At 70.1% G+C, this 11,288-nt stretch carries 12 protein-coding genes; 6 read left to right on the top strand and 6 right to left on the bottom strand.

The features are described 5' to 3' along the window. Positions 1 to 52: 52 nt before the first annotated feature. Genes ACIOHC_RS21435 through ACIOHC_RS21445 form a run of 3 tightly spaced genes read right to left on the bottom strand, consistent with a single transcriptional unit; the run spans position 53 to position 2,741 of the window. Positions 53 to 817, bottom strand: coding sequence for an amino acid ABC transporter ATP-binding protein (locus ACIOHC_RS21435; protein WP_351078584.1), 765 nt, complete (start codon positions 815 to 817; stop codon positions 53 to 55). Beyond that, positions 814 to 1,764: an amino acid ABC transporter permease gene (locus tag ACIOHC_RS21440; protein WP_351078587.1), complete on the bottom strand. Its 951-nt coding sequence runs from the start codon at positions 1,762 to 1,764 to the stop codon at positions 814 to 816. Before ACIOHC_RS21440 ends, ACIOHC_RS21435 begins: the two co-directional genes overlap by 4 nt. A gap of 29 nt (positions 1,765 to 1,793) precedes the next feature. Beyond that, positions 1,794 to 2,741, bottom strand: coding sequence for an ABC transporter substrate-binding protein (locus ACIOHC_RS21445; protein ID WP_351078590.1), 948 nt, complete (start codon positions 2,739 to 2,741; stop codon positions 1,794 to 1,796). 524 nt (positions 2,742 to 3,265) lie between these two features. On the opposite strand from ACIOHC_RS21445, the gene ACIOHC_RS21450 reads away from it, so the two are divergent. From ACIOHC_RS21450 to ACIOHC_RS21470, 5 genes are all read left to right on the top strand, one after another. Further along, positions 3,266 to 4,477, top strand: coding sequence for an NADP-dependent malic enzyme (locus ACIOHC_RS21450; RefSeq protein ID WP_351078593.1), 1,212 nt, complete (start codon positions 3,266 to 3,268; stop codon positions 4,475 to 4,477). 199 nt (positions 4,478 to 4,676) lie between these two features. Then, a complete protein-coding gene (locus ACIOHC_RS21455; protein WP_351078596.1) occupies positions 4,677 to 5,642 on the top strand; it encodes a zinc-binding dehydrogenase in 966 nt (321 codons plus the stop codon). A 32-nt stretch (positions 5,643 to 5,674) separates the two neighbouring features. Next, a complete protein-coding gene (locus ACIOHC_RS21460) occupies positions 5,675 to 7,123 on the top strand; it encodes a glycoside hydrolase family 5 protein (protein WP_389636454.1) in 1,449 nt (482 codons plus the stop codon). A gap of 32 nt (positions 7,124 to 7,155) precedes the next feature. Next, the gene (locus ACIOHC_RS21465; protein ID WP_351078602.1) at positions 7,156 to 7,365 is read left to right on the top strand and encodes a helix-turn-helix domain-containing protein; all 210 of its coding nucleotides are present in this window, start codon (positions 7,156 to 7,158) and stop codon (positions 7,363 to 7,365) included. After that, on the top strand, positions 7,365 to 7,940 hold the full coding sequence (locus ACIOHC_RS21470) for a Clp protease N-terminal domain-containing protein (RefSeq protein ID WP_351078604.1): 576 nt from the start codon (positions 7,365 to 7,367) through the stop codon (positions 7,938 to 7,940). The genes ACIOHC_RS21465 and ACIOHC_RS21470 overlap by 1 nt, the downstream gene beginning before the upstream one ends. Before the next feature lie 87 nt (positions 7,941 to 8,027). Here ACIOHC_RS21470 and ACIOHC_RS21475 read toward each other — a convergent pair whose 3' ends face one another. Further along, positions 8,028 to 9,023 (bottom strand): helix-turn-helix transcriptional regulator, encoded by a 996-nt coding sequence (locus ACIOHC_RS21475; protein WP_365694137.1) that lies wholly within the window; start codon positions 9,021 to 9,023, stop codon positions 8,028 to 8,030. A 1-nt stretch (position 9,024) separates the two neighbouring features. Further along, the gene (locus ACIOHC_RS21480) at positions 9,025 to 9,882 is read right to left on the bottom strand and encodes a DUF4097 domain-containing protein (protein ID WP_389636455.1); all 858 of its coding nucleotides are present in this window, start codon (positions 9,880 to 9,882) and stop codon (positions 9,025 to 9,027) included. A gap of 162 nt (positions 9,883 to 10,044) precedes the next feature. On the opposite strand from ACIOHC_RS21480, the gene ACIOHC_RS21485 reads away from it, so the two are divergent. After that, the gene (locus tag ACIOHC_RS21485; protein ID WP_351078611.1) at positions 10,045 to 10,893 is read left to right on the top strand and encodes a hypothetical protein; all 849 of its coding nucleotides are present in this window, start codon (positions 10,045 to 10,047) and stop codon (positions 10,891 to 10,893) included. Positions 10,894 to 11,014: 121 nt separating this feature from the next. On the opposite strand, the gene ACIOHC_RS21490 is transcribed toward ACIOHC_RS21485, so the two are convergent. Further along, positions 11,015 to 11,197, bottom strand: a complete 183-nt coding sequence (locus ACIOHC_RS21490; RefSeq protein ID WP_003961784.1) for a DUF6104 family protein — start codon at positions 11,195 to 11,197, stop codon at positions 11,015 to 11,017. Positions 11,198 to 11,288: the final 91 nt, after the last annotated feature.

Genomic DNA, 11,288 nt, shown 5'->3' on the forward strand with positions numbered 1-11,288 from the left:
GAGGGCGGTACGGACCGGGTCCGTACCGCCCTCCTCGTGTTCCCTGAGGACCCTAGAGGACCTTCGACAGGAAGGACTTCGTCCGGTCGTGCTGAGGATTGGTCAGCACCTCGCGCGGGTGGCCCGACTCGACCACCACGCCGTCGTCCATGAAGACCAGCGCGTCGCCGACCTCACGGGCGAAGCCCATCTCATGGGTCACGACGATCATCGTCATGCCGTCCTCCGCGAGCCCGCGCATGACGTCCAGTACGTCGCCCACCAGCTCCGGGTCGAGCGCCGACGTCGGCTCGTCGAAGAGCATCAGCTTCGGCTCCATGGCCAGGGCGCGGGCGATGGCCACCCGCTGCTGCTGGCCGCCGGAGAGCTGGGAGGGGTAGTTCTTCGCCTTGTCGGCCAGACCCACCCGGTCCAGCAGCCGCTCGGCCCGCGCCCGCGCGACGGCCTTGGACTCGCCCTTGACCTGGACCGGGGCCTCCATGACGTTCTCGATCGCCGTCATGTGGGGGAAGAGGTTGAAGCGCTGGAAGACCATGCCGATGTCCCGGCGCTTCAGGGCGACCTCGCTGTCCTTGAGCTCGTAGAGCTTGGTGCCCTTCTGGCGGTAGCCCACCAGATCGCCGTCGACGTAGAGCCGTCCGGCGTTGATCTGCTCCAGGTGGTTGATGCACCGCAGGAAGGTCGACTTGCCGGAACCGGACGGGCCGATCAGACAGAAGACCTCGCGCGGGGCGACCTCCAGGTCGATGCCCTTGAGGATGTGCGCGGCGCCGAAGGACTTGTGGACGCCCTCGGCCTTCACCATGGCGGCGGTCATGCCATGCCTCCCTTCGGGCGGCCCAGGGACAGCAGATTGGCCCTGATCTTCTGCAATGGAGTGGGCGGCAGATTGCGGCTCGACCCGCGTGCGTAGTACCGCTCCAGGTAGAACTGGCCGATGCTCAGCACCGAGGTCATGATCAAGTACCAGGCCGCGGCCAGGAAGTACATCTCGACCGGGGCTCCGGAACCCTGCCCGATGTCCTGGGCGTACTTGAACAGTTCGTAGAACTGCACAGCCGCCACCAGCGACGTCGTCTTGAGCATGTTGATCACTTCGTTGCCCGTCGGCGGCACGATCACCCGCATCGCCTGCGGGATCACGACGCGGCGCAGGGTTTTGCCGTGGCTCATGCCCAGCGCGTGCGACGCCTCCGTCTGGCCCTCGTCGACCGAGAGCAGACCCGCACGGCAGATCTCGGCCATGTAGGCGGCCTCGTTGAGACCCAGGCCGAGCAGCGCCGTCAGCAACGGCGTCATGAAGCTCGACCAGTAGTCCTTGTAGATGGGCATGAGGTTGATGTACTCGAATACCAGGCCCAGGTTGAACCAGACGAACAGCTGGACCAGCACCGGCGTGCCGCGGAAGAACCAGATGTAGAACCAGGCGATCGACGAGGTCACCGGGTTCCTCGACAGCCGCATCACGGCCAGCAGGACCCCGCCGACGATGCCGATGACCATGGATAGGGCGGTCAGCAGCAGGGTCTGGGTGACACCCTTGAGGATGCGGTCGTCGAAGAAGTAGTCGGGGACCGCACTCCAGTTGATCTTGCCCTGGCTGAACGCGTAGACGATCGCGACGAGCGCGGCGATGGCGATGACGGCCGAGACGTACCGGCCGTAGTGCCGGACCGGAATGGCCCTGATCGCCTCCGGACCGGCCGACGGGGTGGGTGATATGGGCGGCTGGTCGGCCGGGCCCGTCTTCTTGATGTCAGTCACAGAACGACCCTTTCAGCGCCGCGACCTTTTCAGGATCCGCCGTTCAGCTTGGCCTCGGTGACCGCGCCGGCCTCCACGCCCCACTTGGCGATGATCTTTCCGTACTCGCCGTTCTTGATGATCGCGTCCAGGGCCGCCTGAACGGCCTTGGTCAGTCGGTCGTTGCCCTTGGCGACGGCGATGCCGTACGGGGCGGCCTCGACCTGCTCGCCGACGAGCTCGAAGTCCTTGCCGCCGCCCGAGGTCTTCACCGCGTACGCGGCCACCGGAAAGTCGGAGGAGCCGGCGTCGGCGCCACCGCTGCGCAGCCGGGTCTGGGCCTCCAGGTCGTTGTCGAAGGTCTCGATGGCGATCTTCTTGCCGCCCGTACACTTCTTCGACTCGGACTTGGCGAGGTTGTGCGAGACGGTGCCGCGCTGCACGGCGATCTTCTTGCCGCAGAGGTCGGCCCAGGTCTTGATGGACTGGTCGTCGCCCTTCCTGGTGTAGATCGAGACACCGGCCTTGAAGTAGTCGACGAAGTCGACGCCCTCGCCGACCTTCTTCTTCGTATCGGGGTCGACACCCTCCTGGCGGTCCTTGGTGTCGGTCATCGACGACATCGCCAGGTCGTAGCGCTTGGAGCGCAGCCCGGTGATCAGCGTGTCGAACGTGCCGTTCTCGAACTGGAACGTCACCCCGAGCTCCTTGCCGAGCGCGGCGCCGATGTCGGGGTCGATGCCGACCGTCTTGCCGGACTTGTCCTTGAACTCGACCGGCGGATACGCGATGTCCGAGCCGACCTTGATGACACCCTTGGCCTTGATCTCCTGCGGCAGCAGATCCGCGGCCGCGGAGCCCGTGGTCTTGGCGGGGCCGGAGCCGTTCTTCGTCTGGTCGCCGCAGGCGGTCAGCAGCAAGGTGCCGGCGACCGCGATGGCGCAGACCGCTGCAATCCGGGACTTCGCGGTCGTACGACGGGTGGTGCTTGCGGTCATGATCAGGTTCCTCCGGCAGGTGAAGGCTGTGTTGCCGGGCGGTGAATGACACGCGTCATCGCGTTTCGCCGCCCTGTGCGATTACGGCATCTTGCCATTCGGATTTGCCCAAACAGTGGGCCAGTCATGTCAAAATCGGGTAACGGGCGATTCCGAACCTCAAGCGGCCGGTACACCAAGGCCGGACCATCTGTGGGGATTTCATCTTCACGCCGCAGGATCTGCGGCGCGTCTCGACTGGTGGACGCCATTTCGCCGGTAGGCCGACTTGTCCAGATATTCGACTATGAGTCACATCACCGCGCCGAGATGGACTCGTCGGTCACGTGGTCCGTCGGGTAAAAAAGACCTTTACACCCCTCATCCGGGGCTCAGGACGCGTGTGCGGCGCGTCCGCGCGTATGTATCTCCCCCTGCCGGGGCGGGCCAACCGCCGGGCGCAGGGAACGTACGCGGTGCCCGCCCACCCCTCCTCAATCAGGAGTGGCCACCCTCAAACGTTGAAGACTTAAGGGGTCAACACCATGGCAGCGGAGATCGTCAATCCTCGCAGCGACAGCACCACCGACAGCGCCACCGACGAGCCGTTCGATCCGGCCTTCGCGCTGCACCGCGGCGGCAAGATGGCCGTGCAGGCCACCGTTCCCGTCCGCGACAAGGACGACCTGTCCCTCGCGTACACACCCGGCGTCGCCAAGGTGTGCAGCGCCATCGCCGAGAATCCCGAGCTGGTCCACGACTACACCTGGAAATCGCAGGTCGTCGCCGTCGTGACGGACGGCACCGCGGTGCTCGGTCTCGGAGACATCGGCCCCGAGGCCTCCCTCCCGGTGATGGAGGGCAAGGCGATTCTTTTCAAGCAGTTCGGCGGTGTCGACGCGGTGCCGATCGCGCTCGCGACCACCGACGCGGACGAGATCGTCGAGACGGTCGTCCGCCTCGCGCCCTCCTTCGGCGGGGTGAACCTGGAGGACATCTCGGCGCCGCGCTGCTTCGAGATCGAGCGCAGGCTGCAGGAGCGGCTCGACATCCCGGTCTTCCATGACGACCAGCACGGCACCGCGGTCGTGACGCTCGCGGCCCTGCGCAACGCCGCGAAGTTGTCCGGCCGGAACCTCGGCGAACTGCGCGCCGTCATCTCCGGCGCCGGTGCGGCCGGAGTGGCCATCGCCAAGTTCCTGCTGGAGGCGGGGCTCGGCGATGTCGCCGTGGCCGACCGCAAGGGCGTCGTCAGCCGGGACCGCGAGGACCTGACCGACGTCAAGCGCGAGCTGGCCGAGCTCACCAATCGGGCCGGGATCTCCGGGACGCTGGAGAGCGCGCTGGCCGGCGCGGACGTCTTCATCGGTGTCTCCGGCGGCACGGTGCCCGAGGCGGCCGTGGCGTCGATGGCGCCCGGCGCGTTCGTCTTCGCCATGGCCAACCCGAACCCCGAGGTCCACCCCGACGTCGCACACAAGTACGCGTCCGTCGTGGCGACCGGGCGTTCGGACTTCCCGAACCAGATCAACAACGTGCTCGCCTTCCCCGGCATCTTCGCGGGCGCCCTCCAGGTCCGTGCCTCGCGGATCACCGAGGGCATGAAGATCGCCGCGGCGAACGCACTGGCGGACGTCGTGGGCGACGAGCTCGCGGCGGACTACGTGATTCCGTCGCCGTTCGACGAGCGGGTGGCACCGGCCGTGACGGCCGCCGTGGCCGCGGCGGCCCGTGCGGAGGGCGTGGCCCGGCGCTGAGGTCCGGGGGCGGGGTGCGGGGTACGCCCGTGCTCCGCTCCTTCCCGCAACCAGGGGCAGTACCCGGCCCCTGCGGCCCGTTGCTGCAGCGGCCCGTTGCTACTCGGTGCGGGGGGACACCCCGGCGGCTCCCGCGCGCGGTGTGCGTCACACCCGTGGCCGGTTACGCCGGCCCGCGCCCCGGCCTATCGTCGAGGCCATGTTCGCCGCCTACGCATCCCGCATCGACCGCGACCAGCCCCTCAACGGCCTTGAGCTGGGCGAGCGCCCCGCTCCCGGGGCACGACCGGGCTGGACCACCGTCGACGTCCGGGCCGCCTCCCTCAACCATCACGACCTCTGGTCCCTGCGCGGCGTCGGTCTCGCCGAGGACAAGCTGCCGATGATCCTCGGCTGTGACGCCGCCGGGATCGACGAGGACGGCAACGAGGTCGTCCTGCACTCCGTCATCGGGCAGACGGGTCACGGCGTCGGCCCGAAGGAACCCCGGTCGATCCTCACCGAGCGCTACCAGGGCACCTTCGCCGAGCAGGTCACCGTCCCCAGCTGGAACGTACTGCCCAAGCCGAAGGAACTCACCTTCGAGCAGGCCGCCTGTCTGCCGACCGCCTGGCTCACCGCGTACCGGATGCTCTTCACCAACGCCGGGGTGCGTCCCGGCGATTCCGTCCTCGTCCAGGGTGCGGGCGGCGGCGTCGCCACCGCCGCGATCGTGCTCGGCCGGGCGGCCGGGCTGCGGGTCCACGCCACCAGCCGCGACGAGGCCAAGCGCAAGCGCGCTGTCGAACTCGGCGCGATCGAGGCGTACGAGCCCGGCGCACGGCTGCCGGAGCGCGTCGACGCGGTCATCGAGACGGTCGGCGCCGCCACCTGGTCCCACTCGGTGAAGTCGCTGCGGCCCGGCGGCACGCTCGTCATCTCGGGTGCGACCAGCGGCGACCGGCCCTCGCACGCCGAGCTGACCCGGATCTTCTTCCTGGAGCTGAAGGTCGTCGGCTCGACCATGGGGTCGAAGGACGAGCTGGAGGACCTGCTGGCGTTCTGCGCGACCGCCGGCGTGCGGCCCGTCATCGACGAGGTGCTGCCCCTGGACCGGGCCCGCGAGGGCTTCGAACGGCTGGAAACGGGCGGCCAGTTCGGAAAGATCGTGCTCACCTGCTCTTGAGGTGTGCGGGGTGAGCTGTTCTCATCTGCGCCATGCGAAAGCGGACGCGGATGCGGATGGGCAGCGTACTCACCTCGGTCGTCACCTCGCTCGTGCTCGCGGCGGGGGCGCTCGCCCCCGCCGCCGGCGCGCGTCCCGTGCCCCCCGACCGGACCGGCATACCCCGCCTCACCGACGACGAGGGCCGCACCCTCACGCTGCGCGGCTGGAACGTCGAGGACAAGGCGAACCGCGATGACCAGGCGCTGACCGCCATCACCGAGAAGCACTTCCGGGATCTGCGCGCCAAGGGCTTCGGATTCGCCCGGCTGCTCATCTTCTGGGACGACCTGGAGCCCCGCCGCGGCCAGTACAGCGTCGGGTATCTGCGCCGGATCGACCGGGTGCTGGGCTGGGCGCGGAAGTACCGCGTCCAAGTGGTGCTCGACGCCCACCAGGACGTCTTCGGCCCGGCGTTCGGGCATCGCGGCATCCCGGCCTGGGCCACCCGTACCGATGGTCTGCCCTTCACCCCGCACCCCGACGACTGGTTCGCCGAGTACTTCGAGCCCGCCGTGCAGCGGGCCTTCACCCATCTCTACGAGGACCCCGATCTCCAGCGGGCCCAGGCGCGGATGTGGAAGGTCGTCGCCGACCGCTACGCGCACCACCCGGCCGTCCTCGGCTACGACCTGATCAACGAGCCGATGGGGGAGATCGAGGAAGGGGAGGACCTGGCGACGGCCGCCCGTCGCATCGAGTCCCGGCAGCTCACCCCGATGTACAACCGGCTCGCCCGCGCGGTCCGTTCGGTGGACCGGGCCAACTGGCTGTTCGTCGAACCCACCCCCGTCGTCGGCGAGGGCGTCCCCACCGGACTGGGGGCGGTCAGGGACCACCGGACCGTCTACGCACCGCACTTCTACAACACGGCGATGGAGGCGGGCGCCGACTACGACCCGTCGGCGGGCTGGATCGAGTCGTACGAGGCGGCTGTCACCGCGTACCCGGAGCAGCGGCACATTCCGGTCGTCGTCGGCGAATGGGGCCCGCTGAACAACACGCTTCCTCGGATGGGCCGCTTCTACCGGGACGCGATGGCCTCCCTGAGCCGTTACACCTCGGGCTGGGCCGGCTATGTGTGGTGCTACGGCGGTGGGTACTGCGCACTCGACAAGGACGGCGCCTTCGCGGCGAACAAGGAGCGAACCGCCACGCCGTACGCGCCCGCCGTCGCCGGAACCGTCCACGGCGACACGTACGACGACGCCACCGGCGTCTACCGGCTCTCCTACACGGCGGGCCGCCGCGGCACCACGGAGGTCTCCCTGCCGCCGACCGTCGGGAACTGGCGGGTCGCGGTGGGCGGCCGGGCCCAGGTCCGCAGGCACGGGGGAGAGGTGCGGATCCGGGCCCGTGAGGGGGTGCGCGTCACGGTCACGGTCACCCGGACGCCGCACGGCCGAGCCGGCCTCGGCAGCACGCTTGTCAACGAAGGTTGACGACGCTGACGGTGTCAACGTAAGTTGACATCATGACCGAGGCAACGGATCTCGCCGCGCGCGCCGGTGACCACGACCCCCGGGTGGGACTGCGGGCGGTCGCCGCACTGCGACGGCTGCTGGAGCAACTCGAAGCCGTGCAAGTCGCAAGCGCCCGCGCGAAGGGCTGGTCGTGGCAGGAGATCGCGGCCGAGCTGGGTGTCAGCCGACAGGCCGTGCACAAGAAGTACGGGAGGCATTGATGTTCGAACGATTCACCAGAAGCGCCCGGTCGACCGTGACCGGCGCGGTGACCTGCGCGGAACGCGCCGACGCCGGATCGATCACCGAGGAGCACCTGCTGCTCGCCCTGCTGGACCAGGAGGGCGGCCGGGCGTCGTCCGCCGTCACGGCGCTGGGGCTCGTGGACCGCAGGGCGTCGGTGGAGGCGGCGCTGGCCGATGCGCGCAGACGCGGCGGCATGACCAGGGCCGACGCCGACGCGCTCGCCGGTATCGGCATCGACCTCACCGCGATCGTCGCCCGGGTCGAGGAGGCGCACGGCGAAGGAGCCCTGCGGGGCGACGGCAAGGACCGGCGCCGGTGGGCAGGCAGACGCCCGTTCACCCGGGAGGCCAAGGGGGTCCTGGAGAAGTCGCTGCGGATCGCGCTGCGCCGAGGCGACCGGTTCATCGGCGAGGAGCATCTCCTGCTGGCCATGACCGTCGGACCCGGTGTGGTCGCCGATGTCCTCGCCGAGCACGGTGCGACCTACGAGACGGTCGACCGCGCGTTGTACGGGGACGGCGGCGCGGATCACGAGCGGAAGGCGGGCTGAGAGACCACGGGGAGGACGGGGCGGGAGGGGTGGAGCGGCGGGCGGTGCGGCGGAGCCCGGGGAGTGCCCCGGGCTCCGCGCCGCTCCCTACTCCGCGCCGTCGGTCTCCTTCCGCAGCAGCGCTCCGATATGGGCCGCCGCCGTCGACAGATGGCGGCGGGCCTCCGTCAGCTGCTCCTCGGTGACGCCCCGGTCGCGGGCCGCGTCGCGGATGTCGTCGCGGAAGCGGTCGAGCAGGCGGTCCAGGTCGCGGGTGGGGTCGCCGGTGGCGGCGGTGTCCTTGCCCCACTCCGGGTCGGCACCGGCGGGTTCCGGCTTGATGTACGGGGGCCGGCTGCCCGTCCTGGCGAAGCTGCCCAACTGGCCGGTGATCTCGGCCAGCCCCTCGCGTACGCCGGAGGGCCAGTCGCCCCGTGCGAAGTGCTCCTGGACCTGGCGGGCGGCGTTCTGCATCTGCTCGCGCGCCCTGTCCTGGGCCTCCTTGGCCTGACGGCGGGCCTGCTGGGCGTCCTCGCGGGCGCGACGGGACTCGTCCTTCGCCCGGCGGGCCTGCTCCTTCCATTCCTGCTTGGCCTTGCGCAACTCCTCCTTCGCGGCGTGCCACGCGTCCTTGTCGCCGAGATCCCCGAGGTCGCCGAAGACGGACTCCCAATCGCCCGTGCGGCCGGTACCGGTGCCGGTGGAGCCGGAGGCGTGCCGGGTCTCGTGCGCCGCGGCCCGCATCTCGCTGCGCAGCTTGCCCGCGGCGCCGCGTACGTCGTCCCGTATCTCGGCGGCCAGTTCGGAGACGGAGTCCCGGATCTCCATTTCCAGATCGGCCAGTTCGCCCGTGCGGCCGGCCAGTTCGGCGCGGCCCGCGTCGGTGATCGAGTAGACCTTGCGGCCGCCTTCGGTGGCGTGCGTGACGAGGCCCTCGGTCTCCAGTTTGGCGAGGCGCGGATAGACCGTGCCCGCCGAGGGCGCGTACAGGCCCTGGAAGCGCTCCTCCAGGAGCCGGATCACCTCGTAGCCGTGGCGCGGGGCCTCGTCGAGCAGCTTCAGCAGATAGAGGCGGAGACGCCCGTGGGCGAATACGGGAGGCATGTCAGAGCACCTTTCCGGTCGGCGCGGCATCGTGCGGATCGTCCTCGGCCGGCGGGCGGCGCAGCAGGGCGATCGATCCCGAGACGGTCGTCGCCCGCAGCTTGCCGGTCCCGGCGCCGAGCGTGCCGGTGATCTTCTTCGCCCCCCACTGTCCGCTGACCCGCAGATCCTCGAAGCCGTTGGAGACGGCGCCGCTCGCGGTGTTCGCCTCGACCGTCGCGTCCGCCGGGTGCGGCAGTCGGATGGCGACCTCGCCGGACACCGTGGTCAGCCGGACGTCCGTGGGCTTCCCGGTCGGGTCCAGGTCCAGCACCATGTTGCCGCTGACGGATTCCGCCCGTACCGAGGTGCCCGCGCCCTCGACGACCGTCAAGTCGCCCGAGACCGTCTGGAAGCGCAGCTCACCGGTGACCGACTGGGCCTCCACGCTGCCGGAGACCGTCTCCGCCCGGGCCGGGCCGGCGAGCCCGACGAGCGTGGTGTCGCCGGTGACGCCCCGGACGTCCGTACGTCCACGGATTCCGGAGACCACGGCTCCGGCGCCGACCACACCGACCGCCACCGTCGCCCCGGCCGGTACGGCGAGTGAGACGACCGCGCTGCGGTGCCAGCCCTTGCGGTCGAACCAATTGAGGAAGTCGTTCCACGGCAGACCCTCGTACGCGACCGTGAGGGTGCCGCCCTCCTGGGTCACGATCAGTGGCGGGCCCTCGATCGAGGAGATCTCCAGCCGGGCGGTCCGCTCCTCGGTGCCGACGACATTGACGGCGCCCCCGACGATGCGGACATTGAGCGAGGTCACGGGGTCGTCGAAGGTCAGCTTCTGGGGCTCGTTGATGGCCCATGTCGACACAGGCATGGATCTGACCTCCTGGGACGCCGTATGACGCAACATATCGCGTCTCTTGCGGAACACGATATATCGCGGATCGGGGAAGTCAAGAGGAGTCGTGATGGCGCCGGGTCGCCCCAGGCGTGCCGAATAGGCCAAACAGGGGCGAATTACCCTAGCGTGTGAGGCATGAACGCGACATCCCCCGTGGGGGCGCTGCTGCTGTGCCGTACCGAACCCGAGAATGTACGGACGGTGGCCCATCTGCTGCGCGAGCGGATGCTGCTCGCGCCCGCCGGAGACGGGTGGTCCGTCCTCGTCCCCGAGGGAAGGCCCTGGCGGGACGGTGGCGAGGGGGGTGCGGACGCGGAGCCGGTCGACCGGGTCGTGGCGGGCTGGGCCGCCGCGCTCGCCGTCGGCTCGACCTGGCCCGTCCTCGCGCTGTGGTGGGACGGTGACCGGGCCGGCCACACGCTGGCGTACGGATTCCGCCGCCCGGTCGGTTACGTCTGGCTGGCGGACGGCACCCCGGTCGGGGAGGACGAGGCGATGCGTACGTTCGCCGAGCGGTTGGGCCTCGACCCCGTGCTGGATGTCCAGGCGCTCGAAGAGCTGATCCGCCCGGACCCGGACGCCGATGCCCGCATCCGGCTGCGCGGGCTGCTCGCCGTCCTCACCCGGATCGGGCTGAACCTCCCGCCCGGCCTCGACCCGGACATGCCCGGCGACCGGCTGTACGCGGCGGCCGACGGCCGGCCGGAGACCGAAGCGATCCGCTGGACCGGTCGGCGCGAGGCGGTGCGGGCCCAACTCGACGCGGTCGAGAACAGCCGCCTCGGGCCCTGGATGCGCGGCCCCAGGGCCCGCGCGCTGGGCGGCGCCCAGGTGGCGGCCGGACTCCCGCTCACCCTCTGGGGGATCGGGCGCCGCAGCGGCGGCTGGGCCTTCGCCGGAGCGCTGCTGACGGCGCACGGGGCGCTCGGCCTCGCGTACGACCGCTTCAGGGCCGAGAGGACCGGGACCGTCGCAGCGGACTGATCAGCGGCCGGAGTGCATCGAGCAGGGGCCGGAGCGGGCCGATCAGGGATCGGAGCGGGCCGATCAGGGATGGATCGATCAAGGGTCGAAAACGAATCGATCCGCGGTTGGAGCGGATCGATTACTCGTCCTCGTCCTCGTCGTCGAGGCGGGCCAGCCAGGTGGCGAGGCGCTCGACCGGCACCTCGAAGTCGGGATTGAGATCGACGAAGGTACGCAGCTGCTCGGCGAGCCACTCGAAAGTGACCTCTTCCTCGCCTCGCCGCTTCTCCAGCTCCTCGATACCGCGGTCGGTGAAGTACATGCGGCAAGCCTAATGCCTGGTGACAGCCCCACGACGGCCGGGAGCGCACCCCCTGGCGCGGTCCGCGACGGCCGCACGGAGCCACGGCGAA

Source organism: Streptomyces sp. NPDC088252 (assembly GCF_044740965.1).
In the GTDB taxonomy this organism is placed as follows: Bacteria; Actinomycetota; Actinomycetes; order Streptomycetales; family Streptomycetaceae; genus Streptomyces.

Coding starts and splice junctions, on each gene's coding strand:
- ACIOHC_RS21435 (WP_351078584.1), bottom strand. CDS start 817: ATGACCGCCGCCATGGTGAAGGCCGAGGGCGTCCACAAGTCCTTCGGC.
- ACIOHC_RS21445 (WP_351078590.1), bottom strand. CDS start 2,741: ATGACCGCAAGCACCACCCGTCGTACGACCGCGAAGTCCCGGATTGCA.
- ACIOHC_RS21450 (WP_351078593.1), top strand. CDS start 3,266: ATGGCAGCGGAGATCGTCAATCCTCGCAGCGACAGCACCACCGACAGC.
- ACIOHC_RS21455 (WP_351078596.1), top strand. CDS start 4,677: ATGTTCGCCGCCTACGCATCCCGCATCGACCGCGACCAGCCCCTCAAC.
- ACIOHC_RS21460 (WP_389636454.1), top strand. CDS start 5,675: ATGCGAAAGCGGACGCGGATGCGGATGGGCAGCGTACTCACCTCGGTC.
- ACIOHC_RS21465 (WP_351078602.1), top strand. CDS start 7,156: ATGACCGAGGCAACGGATCTCGCCGCGCGCGCCGGTGACCACGACCCC.
- ACIOHC_RS21470 (WP_351078604.1), top strand. CDS start 7,365: ATGTTCGAACGATTCACCAGAAGCGCCCGGTCGACCGTGACCGGCGCG.
- ACIOHC_RS21475 (WP_365694137.1), bottom strand. CDS start 9,023: ATGCCTCCCGTATTCGCCCACGGGCGTCTCCGCCTCTATCTGCTGAAG.
- ACIOHC_RS21480 (WP_389636455.1), bottom strand. CDS start 9,882: ATGCCTGTGTCGACATGGGCCATCAACGAGCCCCAGAAGCTGACCTTC.
- ACIOHC_RS21485 (WP_351078611.1), top strand. CDS start 10,045: ATGAACGCGACATCCCCCGTGGGGGCGCTGCTGCTGTGCCGTACCGAA.
- ACIOHC_RS21490 (WP_003961784.1), bottom strand. CDS start 11,197: ATGTACTTCACCGACCGCGGTATCGAGGAGCTGGAGAAGCGGCGAGGC.